This window comes from Sorangiineae bacterium MSr11954, assembly GCA_037157815.1.
Taxonomy (GTDB): domain Bacteria; phylum Myxococcota_A; class Polyangia; order Polyangiales; family Polyangiaceae; genus Pendulispora; species Pendulispora albinea.
Map to the genome: position 1 here is coordinate 4,711,011 of CP089984.1, position 22,140 is coordinate 4,733,150.

Below are 22,140 nucleotides of genomic sequence, written 5' to 3' on the forward strand. Positions count from 1 at the left end.
CCATTCCCATTGCCGTCCCCATCCCCGTCCCGGATCCCCATCCAAAGACGCGGGGGAGGTGGCACTCCGGCCTACGCCCGTCGCGCGTCTCTTCGAGGGGGAGAGCCCCACGAGACGGACGCTCGATGGGCCCACACGAAGTCTGGGGCTAGCTCTCGGGCTTTTCGAGCCCGAAGGCGGAGCTACTTGGCTTTGAAGGAGGGCTTTCGCTTTGCCGTGTAGGCCGAGAGCCCTTCGCGTGCATCGCCGGTGGCAAAGAGCTCCGCTTGGAGCTCGCGTTCGAAGGCGAGCCCTTCGAGGAGGCTCATCTCGAGGCCACTCTGCACGCTTCGCTTGATGCGGCCCACGGCGAGGGCGGCTTTGTGGGGCGGGGTGAACTCGTGCGCGTACTCGTCGACCTTGCGGCGGAAGTCGTCGATTTTCGTGCACTCCCAGTATTTGTTGATGATCCCGAGCCGCACGCCCTCTTCGAAGGGCACGTTCTGGCCCTCGGCGATCATCTCGATGGCGCGCGAGCGGCCGATGAGACGCGCCAGGCGCTGGGTGCCGCCGGTGCCGGGGAGCACGCCGAGGTTGACCTCCGGCAAGCCCACCAAGAAGGGACCGGTGCGGGCGACGCGCAAATCGCACGCGAGCGCCACCTCGAGCCCGCCGCCCACGGTGTGACCGTTGAGCGCGGCGATGACCAGCTTCGGGGTTTGCTCGAGCCGGCACAGCGTCTCGTTGGCGTGCAGGCAGAAGTAATATTTGAAGCTCTCGTCGGCCTCACGAAGCATGTTGATGTTGGCCCCGGCGCAGAAATATTTCTCGCCGTGACCGGTGAGGACGATCACGTGAACGTCGTCGTCGAAGCGCGCTTCGAGGATCGCCGCGTCGAGCTCCTTGAACATTTCGAAGGTGTAAGCGTTGACCGGGGGATCGGTGAGCGTCAGAAACGCAACCCCTTTGTCCGTGGCATATTGGACCAGTGTGCCCATCCGCTGAAGCTAACCCGGTAGCCGGGCGCCGCGTATGGAAAACACGCGACGCCGCCCGAAGACCGCCGCGCCCGCAAAATGGCCCGACCGGACCCGCCCGGGTGGCGTGAGGACCGATCTCCTCCTATGATCCGAACATGGGGATGTTTCAGCCTTCGGGTGTCCCTTGGCGTCGTGTGGTATTGGCGCTCGCTCCTTGGCTCCTCGCCTCGGCCTGTGTTGCGCTGACCATCGATGGGGTGGCGTTTCGTCATCCTTCGGGAAATGACGGCGATCCCATGTTCGGCCCCGGCGGTCCTGTTCCCGTCGAGCATGCACCTGCGCCCAAATCGCAGGAGCGCACCATCGACCCTTCCGAACGGATCCCCGTGTAAACGCAGCCGCAAACCCGCGGCGCAAAAGGTGGCTCCTGCGTGCGCGGCGAGACGTGCAAATTGCGGCGCGCGGGATCGCGGCGCGCGACGCGGGTCGATCCGCGGTAGTTTCCGCGGGCATGTCGCGCTATGCTCGGGCCGAAGCATGGCAGAGTCGACTATTCGTTTGCAATTGAAACAGCTTATCGTGCGCGAGCTCAACCTGGAGGGGAAGGACCCCATGACCATCGACGACGAGTCGCCGCTCTTCGGGGAAGGGTTGGGGCTCGACTCGCTCGACGCGTTGCAGCTTGCCATGAGCATCGAAGAGAGCTTTGGCGTTCGCGTGCCCGAGGGCGACGAAGCACGTCCCATCTTCCGGTCCGTGGCGGCGCTCGCCGATTACATCGCGGGCGCGCTCGTTCCCGCGGCGGCAGCCCCCGGGCGAGCCTCCTGACGGGGTCCGCGTTGACCGGACCGATCTCCATCACCGGCATCGGTCTGATCACCTCCGTGGGTGAGACGCGCGATGCCACGTGGTCCGCGCTCATGCGGGGCGAACGCGGTATCTTTCCCATCGATCTTTTCGATACGACGGGACAGCGCGCCGTGCTCGGGGGCGCCGTGCGCCACCTCACGATGGACGCGGCGCCCAAGGATCAGCAGGGCGGCGCGTGGTCCCGCTCGACCTTGCTCGCGCTGCTCGCGGCGCGCGAAGCGATGGATCAGGCGCGCATCGATCCCAAACGGACGAGGGTCGGTCTGGTGGTGGGCGCCACCACCGGGGGCATGTTCGAGACCGAGGCGCGGTTGGCCGAGCTCCACGTCGATCCGGGCGCGCAAGAGGCGCTGCTGGAGATGCTCGCACATCCGCTCACGTCGACCGGCGATTGCTTGGACGAGGCCATCGGCCCCTTCTGGCAAATTCGCACCTTGTCGAGCGCGTGCTCGAGCGGGGCCAACGCGCTGGTGGTCGCCGCGCACTGGCTGCTCTCGGGGAGGGTCGACGCGGTGGTGGCCGGAGGCACCGACGGTCTTTGCCGTCTGACCTTGAGCGGCTTCAACGCCCTCGCGGCCATCGATCCCGAGCCATGCCGGCCGTTCGACCGGCGCCGCCGCGGCCTCAATTTGGGCGAGGGAGCCGGGTTTCTGGTGCTGGAGCGCACACCCCGGGCCCTCGGCCGCGGCGCGGTGCCCATCGCGGAGCTCGCGGGCTGGTCGCTCGGCGCCGAGGCGCACCACATCACCAACCCCGAGCCCTCGGGCCTGGCCGCAGGGCGCATCATCGCCGAGGCCTTGCGCGACGCCGGCGTGGATCCGGCGCTCATCGACTACGTCAACGCGCACGGCACCGGCACGCCGCTGAACGATCCCATGGAGTCGGCCGCGCTGGGCCAGGCCTTGGGCGCGGAGCTCGCGCGCATCCCGGTGTCGACGTGCAAGGGGCAGATCGGTCATACGTTGGCCGCCGCCGGCGCCATTGAGGCCGGCATCACGGCGCTGGCCGTGCAGAAGCAGGCGGTGGTGCCCACGGCGGGGCTCGAGGAGCCGGATCCGGCGTGCCCGCTGGTGCACGTCGCGGGGGTGGGGCGGCCCATGCGGGTGCGCGCGGCCATCTCCAACTCGTTTGGCTTCGGCGGCATGGATAGCGCGCTCGTGATCGTGCAGCCGGGCCTCGTTCCGGCGCGCGCGCGCCGCGGCCGCAAGGTGGTCGTCACGGGGGCATCCACCTTGACCCCCCAAGGGCTGCGCGGCACCGCGGACGCGAGCGACGTGCTGGGCGAAAAAGAGGCGGAGCCGGCGCGCGCGGTGACCTTCGATCTCGCGTCGCGCTTGAACCTCGCGCGCGCGCGCAGGCTCGACCGCGCCTCGCGGATGATGGCGCTGGTGACCGAGCGCGCGCTGGGCGACTCGGGCGCGCTCGAGCGCAGCGTGCGCGAGCGGATGGGCGTGGTGGTGGGGAGCTCGTTCGGCACCATCTCGGCCTCGGCCGCCTTCATGCACCGCCTGTTCGAGAAGGGGCCCCGCTTCGCGAGCCCGGCGGACTTTCCCAACTTGGTCCCCAGCTCGCCCGTGGGGCACGTCTCGATTTACTTGGGCGTCGGAGGGCCTGTGCTGGCCACCGCCGATCTGGCGGCGAGCGGGGAGAGCGCGTGGGCGCAGGCCATCGAGCTGATCGAGGGCGGCGAGGCCGATGTGATGGCCGCCGGCGGCTACGAAGAGGCGAGCAGCATCGTGGAGCGCAGGCTGGCGGTCCTCTTTCAACGCGCCACGCCGGGCGAGCCGCGCATCCGCGCGCGCTCCGAGGGCGCCGCGGCCGTGATCGTCGAGGAGCGCGAGCACGCGCGCGCACGCGGGGCGCGCGTCTTGGGCGAGGTGGCGCAGCTGCTCACGTGGCGCGCGCACGATCGCAGCCCGCTGGTGCCGCTCGAGCCGCCGCGCACGCCCGAGCGCGCGCGGGTGGTGGTGCCGCGCGCCGATCCGGACGTCGATGCGCTGCTCGCGGGCTCGTCCTGGCGCAACGTCGCCCAACAGGTGTGCGATCGCGCGGGGGGCGAGCACGATGCGCTGGGGGCCATGGCGCTGGCGGCAGCGGCCGCGGAGCTCGGCGAGGGGCGCACCTCCGACGCGCTCGTCATCGGCGTGACCCAAGGGCGCGGCTATGCGCTGCGCTTGGTCGCACCGTGAGGCGGACCGCGGCGGCCCTCGCCGCGCTGGTCCTCGCGGCCAACGCGGGGTGCTCGAGGAAGCCCGTGCCGGTGGTGCCCGTCTCCCAGGCCGACTGGACCCACGCGCGCGCCGAGCTCGCGAAGATGCGCAGCGACACGCCGCGCGAGCCGTACGTGGAGCTGATTCGCGTGGCGCTCCGCGAGCCGCGCACCGGCAAGGTGATCGAAGGCCGCGGCGCGGTGGCCGTCGATCCGCGCCGGGCGATGCGTCTGGTGCTGATCGGCCCGGGCGGTCGAACGGCGCTCGATGTGTGGGTCACGCACGATGCCTGGCGTTTCTCGGTCCCGGCGCTCGATCTCACGCGCCGCGGCGATGACGGCAAGCGGACGTACGACGTGCCCGTGGGCTTCTTCCGCTGGTGGTTCCTCGAGCCGCTCGATGGGCGCCTGCTCTCCATCGCCCCCGATCGCCGCGGCGGTCGCGTGTTCGTGCTGCGCGACGGCCGCGCCACCGTGACCTTGCACGACCTTCCGCACCGCGCGGCGCGCGCGTCGGGGCCCAGCACGGCGCGGCACTTCGTGGCGGTCCGGCGCGAGGCGATCGATGCCGGCGATGCGTCCGGCGAGATGGACGTCGACCGGCTCGAGTGGGTGGCGCGCGCCGTGAGGCCGGGGGCAGGGGATCGTGCATTCTACACGCAACGATCCACGGGGTTGCAGATCGAGATCCAAGTGGAAGCGCTGTCGGATCAGTCCCCCGATCCGGCGGCGTTCGTGGATCCCGACGCGCGGGGTCTCGCCCTGTGAGCACCGGCGAACGCGCGCGCGGCGCGGCCATCGTGGCCTACGGTGCCGTCTCGTCGCTCGGCGAAGGGGCCGAGGCGTGCGGGGTGGGCGGTCCCGGCGAGCGGGCGCGGCTCGGGATCGCCCCCGACGAGCACCTGCGGCGCGCCGGCTTTGCGCGACCTTTCGCGGCGCGCGCCGTGTGCGGTTCGGGCGATCCCGGCGCTTCGGGTGATCCCGGCGCTTCGGGGGACGCCTCCGCTTCGGAGGAGCTTGGCGTCGCGCACGCCGAGCGGCTGCTCCGCAAGGCGTTTGCGTCGTGCGCGGCGGAGCTCGATCGCGTGCTCCCGGGGTGGCGCAGCTTGCGGGTGGGCCTTGCGCTCGCCACGTCCAGCGGCGGCATGCGCGGCGCGGAGCGCTTCTTTGCGACCTTGCGGGCGGGGGCGACGCCGTCGCGCGAAGAGGCCGCCGCTGCCACGTACTTCGCGCCCATGGTGGCGGCGTTCTCGGGCGACGCCCCGCCGCCATTTTCCCCCGCGACCCTGCTGGTGACGGCGTGCTGCGCCTCCACGGTGGCCATCGGCCTCTCCCTCCGCTGGCTCGAGTCGGGCGCATGCGACATCGCCCTGGCGGGCGGCTTCGACGCCATCAGCGTCTTCGTCGCCTCGGGCTTCGAAGTGCTGCGCGCCACCACCGCGACCCTTCCACCGCGCCCGTTCTGCGTCGGCCGCGACGGCATGGCCCTCGGCGAGGGCGCCGCGTTGCTCGCCCTCGTGCCGGCCGCCCGCGCGCAGCTCGGCCCCGCCCCGCAGGCCGGACGAACCTCACCGCCCCAGCCCATCGCCTTCGTCTCCGGCTTTGGCGCCTCCAGCGACGCCGTGCACATCACGGCCCCCGATCGCACCGGCGGCGGCATGGCCCGCGCCGCGCAGGCCGCCTTCGACGACGCGCTCCTCGCGCCCGAGTTCATCGATCTGGTGAGCGCCCACGCCACCGCGACCCCCTTCAACGACGCCGCCGAATGGCACGCGATGCAGAGGGTCCTGCCCGGCCAAGCCCCCGTCGTTCACCCGGCCAAAGCCCAGCTCGGGCACGCCCTGGGCGCGGCGGGTGCGCTCGAAACCTTGGCGTGCGTCGAGGCCCTCCGCCGCGGCATCCTGCCGGCGACCGCCGAGGCGAACGGCATCGACCCCGCGCTGGGCGTGCGCCTCTTGGAGCGCGCCGAAGAAGGCCGGATCGAGGCCGCGCTCAAGCTCTCGGCCGCCTTTGGCGGCGCGAACGCGTCGCTCGTGCTCACCCGCACCCCGACCTTCGGACCGCCGCGCCGCGCCCGCGACGTGTACCTCACGCGCGCCGTTCACATCGAGACGATCCCCGAGTTGCCCGAGCTCGCGGCCCTCGCGCGCTACCCGGCCGACAAATTGGCACGCGCCGACGGCCTCGTACGATTTGCGGTCGCCGCGCTGGCCGCCTTGCGCGAGCGGGACGAGGTCGGCCACCTCGGCGGCGCCGGCATCGTCGTGGGCCATTTTCTGGCGACCCTCGAGACCAACGCCACCTACGATGCGCGCCTGCGCGAGCGCGGCGTCGCGGCGGCCGAACCTCGCCGGTTCCCGTACACGTCGCCCAACGCGGTGGCCGGCGAATGCGGCGTGGTCTTTGGATTGACGGGCCCCGGGCTCGCCGTGGCCAGCGGAATTCACGGCGGCGTGGAAGCGCTGGCCGTCGCCGTCGAGCTCGTGCGGGCCGGCGACCTCGATCGCATGCTGGTGGTGGCCGTCGATGAAATTGACACTGTGTCCAAGGCGCTCGCCTCGGCCGCGGGCTATCCAATCCCGGGCACCGGTGCGGTGGCGCTCCTCGTCACGGCCGCGAAGACCTCGTACGCCCGCGTGGATCGCGCGCAGACCGCGTTTGCCCCGGGAAATAGGCTTGGACCGCCGGGTCATCATGCGCTCCGCGCGCTCGCGCGCCCCATTCCGCCTGACGAAGTGTCAAGCGCTTCACCTTGGGGTTTTGCGAAGTTGACCCTCGTGCGCCAAGGAGTTTAACTACGAGACGGTCCACTCGGAATCCGCCGCGCCCGTCAAAGGTTCCCATCCGTCATGTCAAGGTTCAAAGGTCTCACCTCCGCTCTGCTGCTCACGTTCCCGCTCGCGCTGGGCGCCTTCGGTTGTTCGAAGTCGTACATCCCGAACACCGATGTCGAGGACACGGGCGAGAACCGCAAGGTCATCAAGTTTTGCGAGGAGTATCGCCACGCCGTGGAGGAGCGGAATGTCGGGCGGCTGCTCTCCATGGTCAGCCCGCAGTACCACGAGGACGGCGGCAACACGATCGGCGACGACGATCTCGACTTCGACGGCTACAAAGACTTCATGACGACGGTGTTCCAGCAGACCGTCAACATCCGCTACGAGATTCGATATCGGCGCGTGACCTTCACCGAGACCCACAAAGTGTTCGTCGATTACACGTATGCCGCGAGCTTCCGCATCCCCGGGGTGAAAGCGCAGGAGTGGAAGCACACGGTGGCGGACAACCGGCTCGAGCTCGTACCCGAGGGCGAGGGCTTCAAGATCCTCGCCGGCATGTGAAAGGCTCGTTCGTCCTCGCGCACGTCTCGGATCTGCACGTGTCGACCTTCGGGGACACGTTCCACGATCGCGCGCGCATCGTCAAACGCAGCGTTCACCTGGCCGACGCCGATGCCTCCCGCTACGAGGAGAAGTGGGCGGAGGCCGGCTGGCGCGTGCTCCATCAACGCGGCGGAAGGCCCGGGCGCCTCGCCCTGGTCGATCCCGAGGGCTACGCCCACGCGGTGCCCTCCGCGCGCGAGTCGGGCGGCATCCACGATCCGGTGGAGCGCGCGGCCGCCAAGGCGTGCCGGCTGGAGGCCCGCCGCGCGAACACCTTGGCGCAGGCGGTCCCCAGCGATGGTGCGCTCCGCACCTTGCAGCTGGCCACGCCCAAGAACTCCAACGTGCGCCTGCTCCGCGCGGTCCGCTATGTCGAGGAGAGCGAGGTCGACGCCGTCATCATCACCGGCGACATCACGGACGACGGCGATGGCTACGAGCTCGTGGAGGCCGCGTTCCAGCGCTACAAGGACAAGGGCTGCTTGCTCGCCATCCCTGGCAACCACGACCTGTACCTCTTTCCGCTGGCGGGCAGCGGCCGTCCCCGGCCCACCGCCGAGACCAAGCGCGCCGCGTGGCGCGCGTTCGCCCGCCGCATCGGTCTTCACATCGAGCCCTGCGGCGCGTGGTTCAAGGTGCTCGCCCACGGCGACGTGGCCGTGGTCGGCCTCGACTCGTGCATCCGCCCGCAGCGCCGCTTCTTTCGCCACAACGGCGGCATCGGCGGCGAACAAATCGCCTACTTGCGCAGCATGGCCGAGACCAAGGAGTGGCAGGGCGCGCGCCATCGCCTGGTGGCCCTTCACCACCACGTGGTGCCGCTCCCGCACGGCGTCGGCCGCCGCGCCCCCTCCGAAATCGGCATGCGCCTGGACGACGCCCGCACCGTGGCCGAGGTCTTCAACGAGATCGGCGCCACCGTGGTCATGCACGGCCACCGCCACATCAGCGAAGAACGCCAGCCGGCGGGTTGCGACTTCCGCCTCCTGGCATCCCCCTCGCTGACCCTGGGTTGCCGAAGCGGCGACGCGCCCTCCTTCTGGCGGGTCGAGCTCGGAAAGAACGTCCACGCGGCCCGCGTCCGTCTCCCGATCGAAGCCGTCGAACAAGAGAACGATCCGGGCACCGAAGAGGCGACCGACGAAGGGTGACGGGCGTGGCGGACGATTGTTCGCCCGCCGATCCCGCGCGGCCCTTGGCACCCTGGCGGTCGATTCAGAGCGCGCACATGTATGCGACCAGGTCCTGCTTCTCGTCATCCCCCAGCCGGAGCCCGAGCACCAGGTTGAAGAACTCGACCGTGTCGTCGAGGGTCAGCAGACGGCCATCGTGGAAGTACGGCGGCGTATCTTTGACGCCGCGCAAGGTGAAGGTCTTGATCGGGCCGTCGTCCTTGGTCTGCTGACCGTTGATCAAACGGTGGCGGAAGAACCGCTCCACCTGCAAGTCGTGCAAGGTGCCGTCGGTGAACGCCACGCCCGAGTGGCACGTCGCGCACTGGGCCTTGCCGAAGAAGAGGCCCTCGCCGCGAAGCTCGCTCTCCGTGGCCCGGCTGCGATCGAGCTTGCCCAGCGGATCCAGCTTCGACGGCGGAAAGTCGAGGATCTTTTGCATCTCGGCCATGTTGTGCACTTGGCTTCCGCGCTCCAGCGGGTTGAGCCCCTTTCGGGTCGCGGCCTCCGGATCGCCATCGAAATAGGCCGCGCGCTGCTCGAACTCGGTAAAGTCTTCCACGCTCGCGAGCCCGCGCTGCGAGCCGAAGATCGGTTGCATGGCCACCCCGCGGAGCGACGTCGTATCGATGCGGTTGCGCATGGCCTGCGGCCGAATGTCGCCCACTTGGTGCGTGGCGCCGTTGGTGGAGCCGTTGATGTGGCAATCGAAACATGCCACCCCGAGGCTCGGGCGCGCGGAGTTGCGATCGCTGGTCAAGTTGAACTGCTGCTGCGGAAAGGGCGTGAGCAAGAGGCGCAGCCCGTCGAGCTGCTTCGGGTTCAAAATGTCCTTGAACAGCGCCCAGAAGTTCTCGGTGGTGACGAGCTGACCTCGCGACACATCGCCCAGATCCTTGCGGGTTGTGAGAAAGATCGCCGGCGGGAACTCGGGCAGCAAGTGCTCGGGGAGATCGAAGTCGAGATCGAACCGCGTCAGATCGCGCCCCGTCTGGCGCTTGATGCCGTCGATGCTCGAGACCGGAAAGACCATGCCGCCCACCGGGTGGTTCGGGTGGGGAAGGGGAAGGAACCCGGCTGGAAACGCGTCGGCGTCCTTGATGGCCGCGGGCGTCATCCCCGCGAGCTCCCGAAATCCGAGCCCGGGCGGCGTCTTCACGCGCACCCCCGTTTGAACGGGCTTTCCACGCGACGTTTTGCAGCTCGCCGGCCCGCCCTCCGCGCGGTTCGCGAGATCGTAGCGCAGCTGGAGCAAGGCCATCTGGCGCTGCATGATCTCGGGCTTCAGGGCGGCAGCCTTGGCCATGAACGCGGCGAAGTCGCCATCGAAGTCACCCAAGGTCGGCGGTGGCGACGTCGGGTTTGGAAAGACGCGGTCGGCGCCGGTGCTCTGCGCGGCGGTGCCCGTTCCGCCGCCTTCGCCGCACGCGGCCAGGCCGGCTGCAACGAGCAGCGACGCCCCCAAGCACTTGACCCATGTCGCGCAGCTCGAGCGCGAATGCGAATGCGAACGAAGCAGCAAACGTTTCATGGGGCCCGCGTTCCGCAAGAACGAGGCCGCTCCGCGTTCGTTCCATCGCGTGCTCCTCCCACGATCGCCCGCACCCGCCCTCGCCGCGCCGGGCGATCGCGCCGCCACACCGCCCACCCTCGGTAGGTGCGAAGGGCCTCGAAATGCCCTACAAAACCATCGCGACACAGTGATGCGATCTGCACGTCAAGCGTGCGCAGGTCGCGACAGACCGTGACGGGCCGCCGCGGCGACCCGCCTTCACCGCTTACTTGGCGCCGTCGGAGCCCGCATCCCGTTGCGGATCGACGGTGGGACCGAGCCACGAGCACGCGGCCGTGTTCTCGGGGTGGGCGACGGTGTTGCAGTCACCACCTCGGATGGCGTCGATGCACGCGTCCACTTGGACCGCGCCCGGATCGCCCACCGTCAGCCCGTGCAAGCACGCATCGCGGTACCAGAGAATGCACGACTCCACCTTGTCGCCGGTGCCGCTGCCGTTGGGAACGGGGCGGTTCAAATCGATGCCGGCCGTGTCGGGGCACTCGGGGGCCTTGCGGCAGCGCGCTTCTTCGATGCGGCGGCATGACTCCACCCCCGATGGATCGGTGCCGCACGCGGCGACGACAACGAGGCCGACCACGCTTGCGGCGACCGCTGCCCACGTGGCAGTACGTCGCACGTAACATGTCCGATGCGTGGAACGAGACGAACCCGTCGAACCAGGCAGACCAGGCAAACGAGACAAACCAGGCAAGCGGGGCCATCGCACGGGGGCCGACATGCCTCAGCGTCTACTATTCAATCGCCTTTCTTGCCAAAAATTCCATGCTCGCGGCGATGATTCTTGCGGTCATCCAAAGCCCATAGGTGTATCTGAAGCGGACGCATGTACATTTCACGAGCAGAGTGGGAACAGGGGCTCGCCGTGTGGTGGTCCTGGGGGGTCGTGAGCGACGAAGATTGGGAGCACGCCTTCAACGACATGCGCGCGTTGGTGGTTCATGCCGTGCGCCTGCCTTTTCGTTGCGCCGTCCTCCTCTACCTCGACACGGACCGGCCCGATGCCGTCCGTCGCAAGCAGCTCGCCGAGCTGGCCGATCATCCGAACTACAACCCGTACATCGCCTGCGTCACCCGCGATCCCCATTTGCGCGGTGCCCAAGTGGCGATGCGCTGGGTCGGTAGGCACCCGACCTACGAGAAGAACTTGTTCGACACCGTCGATCAAGGCATCGCGTGGCTCGAGGAGAAGCGAGGCACCGCCCTGCCCGCATTGCGGCTGATGGCCACCAACGTGCGCCGCATCGCCAAGCAAATGGACGCGGCGAGCGCCGGCAAGACGTAGAGCGCCGCCAGACGTCGCGCGCCGGCAAGACGTCGCGCGCCGCCAGACGTCGCGCGTCGCCAGACGTCGAGCCTGCCGAACGGGCGCTCGATCGTGCGCCGTTCGGCCGATTTTCGTGCGATCGCGCGATGCGGCCCTTGTCGGTGCTAATTACGGACACATATTATCTGTAATCGAGGCGCGCGGAAAAACATCACCTCGCCGCGCACGAAAAGGAGCTGCTGCCGTGTCTACGTCCCGTCTTTCCTTCACCGAACAGTCCAAAGTCGCCGTCCGAAAGTTGTTCGACCTGAGCGCCGCCGCCGGCAAAGAGTCCATCGAGAAGTCGCTGATCAACCTCATCGAGATCCGCGCGTCGCAGATCAACGGTTGCGCGTTTTGCCTCGATATGCACGTCAAGCAGGCCACCATCGACGGCGAGCGCACCTTGCGTCTTCTGCACGTGCCGACGTGGCGGGAATCGCCGCTGTTCTCGGAGCGCGAGAAGATGGCGCTCGAGTGGACGGAGGCGATCACCAACATCGCCGGTGGCGTCTCCGATTCGCTTTACGAGCGCGCGCGCAAGGTGTTCTCGGAGAAGGAGCTCTCGGATCTCACCGTGCTTGTCGGCGCGATCAACATGTGGAATCGTTTGAATGTACCTTTCCAATCCGTCCCCGGATCCATGGACGGACAGCTCGGCATCGCCAAGAGCGGTTTGAGCTGACGCCGCCCCCGAACCGCGATGCCCGAACGAAGCGCGCCATGATCCTTCGCAATCAAGTCGAGTGGGCGCTTCATTGCATGGGGATCCTGGCTTCGCTCCCCGAGGGGAAATACCTGTCGGCGCACGTGCTCTCGGAGTTTCATCGCGTGCCCAAGGAGTACCTCTCCAAGGCGCTGCAGGAGCTCGCCAAGGCGGGGCTCATCGAGGGCCGGCTCGGCCCAAAAGGTGGCTACCGCCTTGCGCGCACGCCCGATCGGATCACCGTGCTGGATGTGGTGGAGGCAGTCCAAGGCAGCGAGGGCTCCTTCCACTGCACCGAGATCCGCCGCAATCTCCCGGGCCTTTCGCCGAGCGATACCTTCACCCCCGTCTGCGTGATCGCCGACGTCATGTACCGCGCCGATCATGCGTGGCGCGAGGCGCTGCGCCAAACCACCATCGCGGACATCGGAGCGCGGGTGGAGAACGAGGTCTCGCCGAACCTGCTTCGCAAGACCCGGGCATGGCTCTTGAAACAGATCGACTGAAGTTTCAGCTCTCTCTCTCCTGCTCGTGCGCTCGTGCGCTCGCGCGCCCTGGTCGTGCGCTCATCCGCTCGTACAGGAGAGGGCTCCCAACGAGGGTGGCGCTTCGATGTCTGAATGTCATCCTAGGTTTATGATTCTCGGTCATGCCCTGTACGCTTCCGAACTGGCGTTCACGTGGCTCTGGTCGCTCGGCGAGGTCGGGGCAGCTTTTTTGCGCTTCGACGAGCTATCGCCGGATCCGGCCCTCGACCGCATCGTGGAGGACATCCAACGGCGCGGGTTCTATGTGGATGTGCCGGAGCGGCCCGTGCTTCGGGGTGTCGATGGAGACGGAATCGCACCGCGCACCATCACCGGCGAGAACCCGTATGTGCACATCGGCAAGCGGCGAAGGCCCGTCCATCGCGTCATCGCGCACTTGGTGCCGGCGCGCGCGGTACGTCGGGCGCGCCGGCTGCTCGTGGTGCACCACTGTTATGGCGTCCCTTCGCCGCGTGCCATGGCGGCGCTCTTCGGGCTCGACGATCTGGCCGAGACCGACGTGGCCTACTCCATCATGAACCACCACCAGCGCAGCACGTACCCGCTCTGGCCAGGGACCGGCATGGTGAGCCTGAGCCCCGCGTGCATGCTGGAGAACCTGCGCGCCGCCATCACGGGCGCGCGGACCTTGGTGCGCGGACTGCGCGAGGCGCGCGACTACGAGCATGTGTCCGTCCTCGGCTACTCCATCGGCGGACAACTCAGCTTGCATATCGCGAACACCGAGCGCGTGGACCGCGCCATTCTCTATTGCCCCGTGGTGAGCATGGAGCGCATGTCCCTCGAGCTGGGGCTCTTGCCCCGGCTCCACCCGTGGATCACCCGCTTGGCCCAGCGCCGCGATCCCCGCTACACCGCGCAGGTGCTGCGCCTGGCCGATCCGCTGCGGCACCCGCTGGCCATTCCGCAGGAGAGCATCGACGTCTTCGCCCAGCGCTACGATGCCATGACCCCGCCGCACCACCTGGAGGCCATCCGCACCAAGTACCCGCGTGTCCGCTGGCACGAGGCCGACGGAACGCACCTGGTGCCCATCGGCCGTCAGCGCATCCGAGCCATCGTGGCGGCGCACCGGCCGTGAGCGCGCACCGTCACGGAAAGAGCGCGCGCTTCTCCGCCTGAATGGCCAGGGTGCCTCCGCGGCGAAGGGTGACATGGATGGTGGTGCCTTCGGCCACGCGGGTGAGCGGCTCGAGGAGGTAGCTGTTCGGACCGACCACGTCGTAGCCGTCCACGGAGACGATTTCGTCGCCGGTGACGAGGCCGGCTTTGGCGGCGGGGCCGCCGGGGGTGACCCCGCCGACGACATTCGGGGCGGGCGGGGCCGAGTCGGAGCCGGGGAGCATGCCGCGCGGTTGAAAGCCGATGTCGGCCGGAATGCCCTTCACCCGGGAGCGCACCACGCGGATGGGCAAAGGCTCGTTCGTCTTTCCCGCTTCGAGCGTGAGCGGCACCATGACCGATGCATGGTCGCCCTCGAACATCTTCGAAAAACCATGCAGGTACACGCGACCCGACGGCGCGTGCTCGATCTCGAACCACCCCGCCGCGTCGCTCATCCGCTTGGCGTCGCGGCCCTTGAGCGAGAACGAGGACCCCATGGAAAAGCCCTCCTCCGCGGGCGAGATGGTGGCGATCATGCCCGCGACGGGCTCCCCGGTCTCCAGCGCGACGAACCGCCCGCGCACGCTCGCCTGGCCCGCGAGCGTCAGGCGCACGCCTTGGCGCTTCTCGCCCTGCGCCAAGGTGACCTTGCCCGTGGCGCGTCCCTCGGCGGTGTCGACCGAGATATCGAAGGTCCCCGCCGGCACGTCGTGCAAGGTCCATGTGCCGCCGGTGCGGAAGAACCCCTCGCTTCGCATGAAGTGCACCTTGGGATCGCTCACCCCGATGACGAAGCGCTCCGGGGAGCCACCGCTCGCCGTGGCCACCACCCCCGAGATGGACCCCGTCGCCCGCATCGTGATCGTGACCTTGGCGCCCAGCGGCACATGCGGGGTCACCGCTTCCACACCGTACTCGCGGTACGCGCGCACGCTGTACGAGCCCGGCGGGAGGCTCCCCAACGTGAAACGACCCTCGAGATCCGTTCGTGCTGGCCCGCGCCCCGGCCCGTCCCCAACCACGAAGCGCAGATCGGGCCCGGCCCCCGGCGGCGCGTTCTCCGCTTTGTCCATTTCGCGCGCGGCCTCGACGAAGAGATCGGACAGCGGCTCGCCCGCTTCGCCCACCACGCGGCCCTGGATCGTCCCTTGATGGCGCGGTGCCACCAGCTTCACCTTGGCCGTCTCGCCGGCGCGCACGGTCACGCGCACCCGGCGCGGATCGCGCGCGTCCTCCTTGGCGCCGGGTGCCCGCGGCGCGCCATCGAAACCTCCCGCGACCGTCACGGCGTACTCCGCGGGGTCGAGGCCGTCCAGGGTGAAGGTCCCGTCGTCGCGGGTGCTGCCTTGCCCGTAGCGGAGCGGCCGATTCGACTCGGGCTGGAGCGGCTCGGCGGTCACCTCGACGGCGGAGACGGGCGCGCCGCGGGCATCGACGACCGTGCCCTCGATGCGGCTCGGCGGGGCCAGCGCGATACGCACGCCGTCCACATCGCGCTCGACCTTGACCTCCACCGGATCCTTCGTCCGCGATGCCCCTTTGCCGTCCGCCTCGAGGAAATAGGTGCCCGCCACCAGGCCGGCCATCCGAAAGGTCCCGTCCGGGCGAGCTTCCGCCGCGCCGGGAGAGCTCGTGAACCCTGCGCCTTCTTTGGGCCGCGCCAAGATGCGCGTCCCACCCGCCGGCTGCCCGGCCGAATCGACCACCTGCCCGCGCACGGTGAGGCCCGTCTTCACCTTCCAGACCAGCCCGGACACGCTCTGGGTCCCAATCTTCAACGGCTCGTACGCGTCCTCGCTCAACCCCTGGAAGAAGCAATTCACGTCCACCTCGTACGTGCCGGGCGACAGCCCCTCGATGCGCACGGATCCATCGGGCGCGGTTCGTCCGCTTCGACTCTGTTGTGTGGCGGGATCCTCCAGGCGCACGGAGCCGTCGGAGCAGCCGCGCCCATCGGGGAACTGCACGCGACCGCTCACCGAAAAGGCCGGGGAGACCTCGATCCGCACCTGCTCGGTCTCGCCCACGCCTACGAATACGCTCTCGCGCGCCACGCCCCAATGGCGCGCGCTGGTGGCGAGCGGCTTGTAGCGGCCGGACCGAAGGCCAGGGATCCGAAAGCGGCCCTCCGCGTTGGTAAAGGCCATGCCTTCGCCCTCGCCGTCCGACCCCTCCAAGACGCCTTGCGGATTGCTCCCCGCGTGCACCCGCACCCCGGAGACCGGCGTCTCCGTCCCCGCTTCGACCACGCGCCCTTCCAACACCGCCTCCGGCTCGAGCACCACCTCGATGAACGTGCCGGGCGCGACCCCCGACGCATCGCCCCGCGCATACCCGACCGCCGTCGCACGAACATAGACGTTCCCCGACGGGATGGTCGCCTGCCACTCGCCCTGCGCGTTGCTCTGCACCACGGCGCCGCCGCTCTCCTCGCTGCCGCCCGGCTGGACCATCACCGTCGCCCCCACGACGATCCCTCCGCCCACGTCCTTGACCCGCCCGCGCACCCGCACGCCGCCCGGTGAGAGCGCCAGATCGATCCCCTCGCGCGCGGCGCCCGCCTCGAGCTGCACGAACATCGCATCGTGCGCGTCATCGCGCCATCGCGCCGGTTGGTGCTCCGGCGCCGAAGCGTCCACGGTGTAGCTCGCCGGTGCGAGCGCGTCGAAGCGGTAGCGCCCATCCTCGCCCGCGGCCGTGCACCGCGGAGCGATCGGGCTCGGAAGGTTCGGTCGCGCCAAGGGCGATGCGATGCACACCGTTGCGAAGGCGAGGGGGCGCGCCGAAAGGTCCGTGATTCGGCCCGCGATGCTACCCTGTGGCAGCCCCTCGCGAACCGTCCCTTCCTCCACCGCCGGGCCGCCGTTCGAAAGGGCAGGGGCGTCCTGCGCGCCCGCCGCTGGCGCCTCGGCCGCTCGGTAGCGCCATCGGAGCGCGCCGAAGACCACCAGCGCACAGAGGGCGCCAAGCAGAATGGCGCGCGCAAACCGACCTTGCATGGGGGCGTGAACGCGTCACGCAAATCCCTATTCCGCGCTCCCATGCACGTAAAAATGATTTCGAATTTTTGAATCGAGGGCGCGACAGGAAAGTCCAACCCGCCGCGGGTCCCTACGCACCCCGCGCGCGGTGCACTCCCGCGCGCCCATCGCCCGGCGTAAGCCGCGCAGGCGGCCTACAGCACGGGCCACGCCGACCGGGTCATCGCGCCGGACAAGCCCGCGCGCCGGTACACCTGGGCGGCGCGCGCGTTGGCCTCGGCCAGGATCTCCGCCTCGTTCATGCTGCGAAGCACGCCACCCGACACCACGATCCGCCCATCGACCACCACCGTGTCCACATCGCCGCCGGTGGCCGCGTAGACCAAGGTCGAGACGGGCCGAAACGCCGGCACCGTGTGCGCCCGATGGAGATCCACCACCGCGAAATCGGCGCGCTTTCCCACCTCGAGCGAGCCAATTTCCCGTTCGAGCCCGAGCGCGCGGGCCCCGCCCAGGGTGGCCATTTCGAGCATCGTCTCCGCGGGCAGCACGGTTGCGTTCCGCGATACCGCCTTTTGCACCAGGGAGCCAAACTTCATTTCGCGGATCAAGTCGTAGTCGTTGTTGGCCGGTGCGCCGTCGCACCCGAGCGCCACATTGACCCCGCGGTCCAGCAGCCGCTGCACGTCGCAGACACCGGAGCCGAGCTTCGCGTTGGAGGAGGGGTTGTACGAGACGTGCGTACCCGTTTGCGCGAGCAGCGCCACATCGCCGTCGTCGAGCCAGATCATGTGCACCAGCACGCTCCGCGGGCCCAAGAGCCCCACGCGCTCCGCATAACGCACGGGCGAGAGGCCGTATTCGCTCTGGAGGAAGGTGCGATCGGCCTCCACCTCCGCCAGGTGCATGGTGATGCCCATGTTGCGCTCGCGGGCGATGGCGCTCATCTCGCGATAGAGCTCCGGGGTGACACCGCCCGGTGTTCGTGGCCCGAACCACACGTGGATGCGGCCATCGGCGCGGCCATGCCATTTGTCGTGCATGGCCACCACCCCGCGCAAGCTCTCGCGCGACTCGATCATGCCGGGGTGCATGGCGGCCGTCTGCGTGGCATAGGTGCCGACATCCATGACGATGCCGCCGAGGCAGGCGCGGATCCCGCTCTCCTCGACCGCCTGCGCGATACCATCGAAGCCATAGCGGTGGGCGAGCATCGCCTCCAGGAACGTGGTGGTCCCCGACTTGAGCATCTCCGCGATGCAGAGTCGCGCGCTGGCGTAGCCGTCGGCCTCCGTGTAATTGCCCTGCAGCACCCAAATGCGCTCGCACAGCCACGGAATCAACGTGAGCTCGTCGGCCGAGCCGCGGAGCATGGCCTGCGCCAGATGAACATGGGTGTCGACCAGCCCGGGGATCACCAGCTTCCCACCGAGGTCGATCGTTTGCTCCTCGGGATACGACCCGCGCAGATCCTTGGATTTGCCCACCTGGACGATGCGCGGGCCTTCGACGGCGATCGCACCGTCGGTGACGATGTCGCGCGTGGGGTTCATGGTGACGAGGGTGGCGTTGGTAAAGAGCATGGCGTTGCCAAAGAGCATGTTCACTCGGCGTTGCTGGGGTCTGCGGCCAAGGCTCGGGTTTCCATCGCGGCCGGTTTGACGCCATTCAAGAAGAGGTTCAGGACGATGGCCGCGATGCTGCCGGCGGTGATGCCGCTATGCAGGATCAGCTGGAGCCAGGACGGGAATTTATCGTAGAAATGCGGATTTCCCAGCGGGATTAGTCCAAATCCAAGGCTCAGCGCAATCACCATCAGGTTGTGCCCCGAGCGAAAATCCACTTTGACGAGCATCTGAATCCCGCTCGCGCCCACCATTCCAAACAGCGCGAGCCCAGCTCCACCGAGCACCGGTGTGGGGATGGCCGCCACCACCGCGGCGAGCTTGGGAAAGAGCCCCAACACCATCAAAATGACACCGGCCGCCGACACCGCAAAGCGGCTCTTCACGCCGGTCAAACCCAGTAGTCCAATGTTCTGCGAGAATGCCGTGTAGGGAAATGCATTGAGGATCCCCCCGATCACCGTCGAAAAGCCATCGGCCCGCAGCCCTCGGGTCAAATCGTCTTTGGAGACGGGCTTTCCCACGATCTCGCCGGCGGCCAGCATGGAGCCGGTGGTCTCGGTCATCGTGATCAGCATCACCAGGAGCATCGATAGAATGGCGCTCACCTGGAAGGTGGGCCAACCGTACTTGAAGGGCGTGGTGATGCCGAGCCAGCCCGCGTCGGCCACCTTTGCAAAGTGGGTAAAGCCGAGCGGGATCGAGACGAGGGTGCCGAACACGAGCCCCAGCATCACCGCGATGTTCGCGATGAACCCCGACGCAAACCGGTAGATGAGCAAGATGAAGACGAGCACCACGAACGCCAGCACGGCGTAGCGGGGATCGCCGTAGTCGGGTGCGTGCGGGTTGCCTCCGGCGGCCCAGTTCACGGCGACGGGGAGGAGGGAGACGCCCACGATGGTGATGATCGTCCCGCTCACCACCGGCGGAAAGAACGCCAGGAGCTTTCCCATGTACGGGCTGAGAAAGACGGTGGCCGTCCCCGCCACCAGGATGGAGCCGTAAATGGCGGGCAGGCCGTGCTCTTTGCCGATGAGGATCATCGGGGTCACGGCCACGAAGGTGCACCCCTGGATGAGCGGGATCTTCATGCCGATGGGGAGCTTCCAGAGCCCCAAGGTTTGGATCAACGTGGCGATCCCGCACGTGAACAGGTCGGCGTTGATCAGGTAGATCGTTTGCTCGTGGGTGAGCCCGATCGCGTTCGATAAAATGAGCGGAACCGCTACAGCCCCCGCGTACATCGCCAGCACGTGCTGCAACCCGTAGAGGAAGAGCGCTCCGAAGGGGAGCATTTCGTCCACGGGGTGCAGTACGCGCGCGTCGTGTGCCTGCATAACGGGCAGACTACGCGAAAGGCGCTTTTGCGAAAGAGGCTAGGCCACGAGCCCGGCACGCGAGAGGGGGAGCTCCCGGATGCGCTTGCCGGTGAGCGCGAATACCGCATTGGCGATGGCGGGTGCGACGGGGGGGACGCCCGGCTCGCCAACCCCGCCGGGTAGGCCGTCGCTGGGGAGGACCTCGACATGAATTTGGCGCGGTATCTCCCCGATGCGCGCAATTTGGTAGTCGCGGAAGTTGGATTGTTCGACGGCGCCCTCGCGCATGGTGATGGCGCCGTGCAGGGCGATGCTCATCCCGAAGACCACCGCGCCTTCCAGCTGCGATTTGACCCGATCGAGGTTGACGATGGTGCCGGGATCCGCCACGAGCCACACCTCGTCGACCCGGATTTTGCCGGCGGAGTCCTTCACGACCGCTGCAACTACGGCGACGTAGGTGACGAAGCTGCGGTGTGCGGCGAGCCCCAGCGCGCGCGTTGGGGTGCCCGACTTGGTTCGATGTTCCGACCACTTCGAGAGCTCGGTGACCCGCTCGACCACCCGGCGAAGGCGACCGCTGTCGACCGGGTGCCGCTCGAGCGACTCGCCGTAGTTGCGGAGCTTCTCGGTCCCCAGCTCTTTGAGGCCCATGCGGCGGGGGGGGCCGATCACCTCGAGCAGGACGTCGCGCGGATCCTGGCCGCGTTGGTGCGCGATCTCGTCGATGAAGCTGCTCATCGCAAAGGCGTGGTTGATGTTGTGCACGGAGCGCATCCACCCGATGCGCACGTGCGCGCGCGCCTCGCACACTTCGGCGCGAACGTTGGGGATGTCGAGCGGCCAATCGAGCACGCCCTGCGCGAGCTCGCCCGCGGAGCCGTGCGTCCTGTTCGGCTCGAAGGTGGCCTCGATCGAGGGGAAGGCGGTGCGATGGAGCCAGCCGATGACCTTGCCCTTCTCGTCGAGCCCCGCGGTGATGCGCTGGGTGCACGTGGAGTGGAAGTAGCCATGGCGAATGTCGTCTTCGCGCGCCCAGATCAGGCGCACGGGCACGCCGGCCGCGCGCGCGAGGAGGGCCGCCTCGACGATGAAGTCCGGCTTGGATTTGCGGCCGAACCCGCCGCCGAGGAAGGTGACGTGGATGGTCACGCGCTTGGGATCCAAGCCGAGCGCGGTGGCCACCTCGGTGCGCGCCGTCTGCGGATCTTGCGTGCACGCCCACACCTCGCAGCCGTTGGCGTCGACCTTGGCCACCGCCGCCGGCGGCTCCATCGGCGCCTGCGAGAGGTGCGGGACGTGGTACTCCGCCTCGATCTTCTTGGCGGCCTTGGCCAGCGCGAGGTCGACGTCGCCCACCTTGCGAACGGGCTTGCCGGGCGCGCGCACCGACGCGAGCAATGTGTCGCGGTAGCGGGTGGAGTCGTACGAGGCGTTTTCGCCCGCGGTCCAGGTGATGTCGAGCGCCGCGCGGCCGCGCAGGGCGGACCAGGTGTTGTCGGCCACCACCGCCACCCCGCCCAAGGGGTGGAAGCCCGGCGGCCCCGCGGGCAGCGCCGGCATGTCGAGGATGCGCTTCACGCCGGGGGTGGCCTTGGCGCGCGCGGCGTCGTAGCGCGCCACCTTGCCGCCCACCACCGGGGGCCGCGCGATCACCGCGGTGAGCATGCCCGGGAGGCGCACGTCGGCGCCGAAGACGGCGCGCCCGGTGACGATGTCCGGCCCGTCGATGAGCGGCAGCGGGCCGCCCACGCGGCGGAGCTCGGACTTGGGGCGGAGCACGATCTCCTTGGCCTTGGGCGCCGGCAGCTTGGCCGCCAGCGCAGCTAGCTCGCCAAAGCCCAAGGTGCGCTTGCTGGCCTTGTGCACCACCGCGTGATCGCGGGCCTCGCACCCGGCGGCCGGCACGTTCCACTTCTTGGCGGCGGCGGCGATCAGCAGCATGCGCGCGGCGGCGCCGACCTGGCGCATGTCATCGTAGGCCCCGCGCACGCTGCGCGAGCCGTCGGTGTTCTGATCGCCGTAGAGATCTTCGGCGCCATCGCCCTGGACGATCTTCACCTTGGCCATGTCGGCGCCCAGCTCGTCGGCGATGAGCACCGGCAGGGAGCTTCGGATGCCTTGGCCCATCTCGGAGCGGTGGCAAACCACGGTCACCGTGCCATCCGGCGCGACATGCACGAACACGTTGGGCGTGATGCCGCCGTCGCCCTTCGGCAGCTGCGGCGCCACGCCGGGCGGCACGGCCGGGAGCTCGGCCCGCGCCTCGGAGGGGGCGAGCCCGACGGCGAGCGTTCCCACCGCCAAACCCAGCGCGGCGAGGAACGATCGCCGCGGAATGACCACCATTTGCATCGGACTGCGCTCTCGTTCGGTGTTCAT

At 68.8% G+C, this 22,140-nt stretch carries 18 protein-coding genes; 11 read left to right on the forward strand and 7 right to left on the reverse strand.

Features of this window, described 5'->3' with window-relative positions:
• Positions 1–182 precede the first annotated feature (182 nt).
• Entirely contained in the window at positions 183–977 is a 795-nt protein-coding gene (locus tag LZC94_18510) for an enoyl-CoA hydratase/isomerase family protein (protein WXB19215.1), read from the reverse strand.
• Between the two features lie 137 nt (positions 978–1,114).
• Between LZC94_18510 and LZC94_18515 the strand changes: the two genes are divergently transcribed.
• The 7 genes from LZC94_18515 to LZC94_18545 all read left to right on the forward strand — a co-directional run bounded on the left by LZC94_18515 (position 1,115) and on the right by LZC94_18545 (position 8,572).
• Positions 1,115–1,351 carry a hypothetical protein gene (locus tag LZC94_18515; GenBank protein ID WXB19216.1) on the forward strand — a complete coding sequence of 79 codons (237 nt, stop codon included), beginning with the start codon at positions 1,115–1,117 and terminating at the stop codon, positions 1,349–1,351.
• A gap of 172 nt (positions 1,352–1,523) precedes the next feature.
• Positions 1,524–1,787 carry a phosphopantetheine-binding protein gene (locus LZC94_18520; GenBank protein ID WXB19217.1) on the forward strand — a complete coding sequence of 88 codons (264 nt, stop codon included), beginning with the start codon at positions 1,524–1,526 and terminating at the stop codon, positions 1,785–1,787.
• 11 nt (positions 1,788–1,798) lie between these two features.
• Entirely contained in the window at positions 1,799–4,018 is a 2,220-nt protein-coding gene (locus LZC94_18525) for a beta-ketoacyl-[acyl-carrier-protein] synthase family protein (GenBank protein WXB19218.1), read from the forward strand.
• A complete protein-coding gene (locus LZC94_18530; GenBank protein ID WXB19219.1) occupies positions 4,015–4,806 on the forward strand; it encodes a hypothetical protein in 792 nt (263 codons plus the stop codon). Before LZC94_18525 ends, LZC94_18530 begins: the two co-directional genes overlap by 4 nt.
• The gene (locus LZC94_18535) at positions 4,803–6,833 is read left to right on the forward strand and encodes a 3-oxoacyl-ACP synthase (protein WXB19220.1); all 2,031 of its coding nucleotides are present in this window, start codon (positions 4,803–4,805) and stop codon (positions 6,831–6,833) included. Before LZC94_18530 ends, LZC94_18535 begins: the two co-directional genes overlap by 4 nt.
• Positions 6,834–6,887: 54 nt before the next feature.
• A complete protein-coding gene (locus tag LZC94_18540) occupies positions 6,888–7,379 on the forward strand; it encodes a hypothetical protein (GenBank protein WXB19221.1) in 492 nt (163 codons plus the stop codon).
• Positions 7,376–8,572: a metallophosphoesterase gene (locus LZC94_18545; protein WXB19222.1), complete on the forward strand. Its 1,197-nt coding sequence runs from the start codon at positions 7,376–7,378 to the stop codon at positions 8,570–8,572. Before LZC94_18540 ends, LZC94_18545 begins: the two co-directional genes overlap by 4 nt.
• 64 nt (positions 8,573–8,636) lie before the next feature.
• Here the strand turns inward: LZC94_18545 and LZC94_18550 are convergent, their stop codons facing one another.
• A complete protein-coding gene (locus tag LZC94_18550) occupies positions 8,637–10,124 on the reverse strand; it encodes a cytochrome B6 (GenBank protein WXB19223.1) in 1,488 nt (495 codons plus the stop codon).
• 247 nt (positions 10,125–10,371) lie between these two features.
• Positions 10,372–10,785 (reverse strand): hypothetical protein, encoded by a 414-nt coding sequence (locus tag LZC94_18555; protein WXB19224.1) that lies wholly within the window; start codon positions 10,783–10,785, stop codon positions 10,372–10,374.
• Between the two features lie 207 nt (positions 10,786–10,992).
• Between LZC94_18555 and LZC94_18560 the strand changes: the two genes are divergently transcribed.
• From LZC94_18560 to LZC94_18575, 4 genes are all read left to right on the forward strand, one after another.
• On the forward strand, positions 10,993–11,451 hold the full coding sequence (locus LZC94_18560; GenBank protein WXB19225.1) for a hypothetical protein: 459 nt from the start codon (positions 10,993–10,995) through the stop codon (positions 11,449–11,451).
• Positions 11,452–11,677: 226 nt separating this feature from the next.
• Positions 11,678–12,157, forward strand: a complete 480-nt coding sequence (locus LZC94_18565; protein WXB19226.1) for a carboxymuconolactone decarboxylase family protein — start codon at positions 11,678–11,680, stop codon at positions 12,155–12,157.
• 38 nt (positions 12,158–12,195) lie between these two features.
• Complete coding sequence (locus LZC94_18570) at positions 12,196–12,684, forward strand: Rrf2 family transcriptional regulator (GenBank protein WXB19227.1); 489 nt, start codon at positions 12,196–12,198, stop codon at positions 12,682–12,684.
• 130 nt (positions 12,685–12,814) lie between these two features.
• Entirely contained in the window at positions 12,815–13,807 is a 993-nt protein-coding gene (locus LZC94_18575) for a hypothetical protein (GenBank protein ID WXB19228.1), read from the forward strand.
• Positions 13,808–13,817: 10 nt separating this feature from the next.
• Here the strand turns inward: LZC94_18575 and LZC94_18580 are convergent, their stop codons facing one another.
• From LZC94_18580 to LZC94_18595, 4 genes are all read right to left on the reverse strand, one after another.
• Positions 13,818–16,829, reverse strand: a complete 3,012-nt coding sequence (locus LZC94_18580; GenBank protein WXB19229.1) for a carboxypeptidase regulatory-like domain-containing protein — start codon at positions 16,827–16,829, stop codon at positions 13,818–13,820.
• A gap of 176 nt (positions 16,830–17,005) precedes the next feature.
• Positions 17,006–18,412 (reverse strand): amidohydrolase, encoded by a 1,407-nt coding sequence (locus tag LZC94_18585; GenBank protein WXB20210.1) that lies wholly within the window; start codon positions 18,410–18,412, stop codon positions 17,006–17,008.
• Between the two features lie 2 nt (positions 18,413–18,414).
• Positions 18,415–19,776 carry a purine permease gene (locus LZC94_18590; GenBank protein WXB19230.1) on the reverse strand — a complete coding sequence of 454 codons (1,362 nt, stop codon included), beginning with the start codon at positions 19,774–19,776 and terminating at the stop codon, positions 18,415–18,417.
• Between the two features lie 39 nt (positions 19,777–19,815).
• The gene (locus LZC94_18595) at positions 19,816–22,140 is read right to left on the reverse strand and encodes a molybdopterin-dependent oxidoreductase (GenBank protein ID WXB19231.1); all 2,325 of its coding nucleotides are present in this window, start codon (positions 22,138–22,140) and stop codon (positions 19,816–19,818) included.

What these genes read in the sequence shown, in the direction of transcription:
- LZC94_18595 (WXB19231.1), bottom strand. Translation starts at nt 22,140, where the DNA reads ATGAACACCGAACGAGAGCGCAGTCCGATGCAAATGGTGGTCATTCCG.
- LZC94_18575 (WXB19228.1), top strand. Translation starts at nt 12,815, where the DNA reads ATGATTCTCGGTCATGCCCTGTACGCTTCCGAACTGGCGTTCACGTGG.
- LZC94_18585 (WXB20210.1), bottom strand. Translation starts at nt 18,412, where the DNA reads ATGCTCTTTGGCAACGCCATGCTCTTTACCAACGCCACCCTCGTCACC.
- LZC94_18510 (WXB19215.1), bottom strand. Translation starts at nt 977, where the DNA reads ATGGGCACACTGGTCCAATATGCCACGGACAAAGGGGTTGCGTTTCTG.
- LZC94_18540 (WXB19221.1), top strand. Translation starts at nt 6,888, where the DNA reads ATGTCAAGGTTCAAAGGTCTCACCTCCGCTCTGCTGCTCACGTTCCCG.
- LZC94_18590 (WXB19230.1), bottom strand. Translation starts at nt 19,776, where the DNA reads ATGCAGGCACACGACGCGCGCGTACTGCACCCCGTGGACGAAATGCTC.
- LZC94_18560 (WXB19225.1), top strand. Translation starts at nt 10,993, where the DNA reads ATGTACATTTCACGAGCAGAGTGGGAACAGGGGCTCGCCGTGTGGTGG.
- LZC94_18515 (WXB19216.1), top strand. Translation starts at nt 1,115, where the DNA reads ATGGGGATGTTTCAGCCTTCGGGTGTCCCTTGGCGTCGTGTGGTATTG.
- LZC94_18580 (WXB19229.1), bottom strand. Translation starts at nt 16,829, where the DNA reads ATGCAAGGTCGGTTTGCGCGCGCCATTCTGCTTGGCGCCCTCTGTGCG.
- LZC94_18570 (WXB19227.1), top strand. Translation starts at nt 12,196, where the DNA reads ATGATCCTTCGCAATCAAGTCGAGTGGGCGCTTCATTGCATGGGGATC.
- LZC94_18550 (WXB19223.1), bottom strand. Translation starts at nt 10,124, where the DNA reads ATGAAACGTTTGCTGCTTCGTTCGCATTCGCATTCGCGCTCGAGCTGC.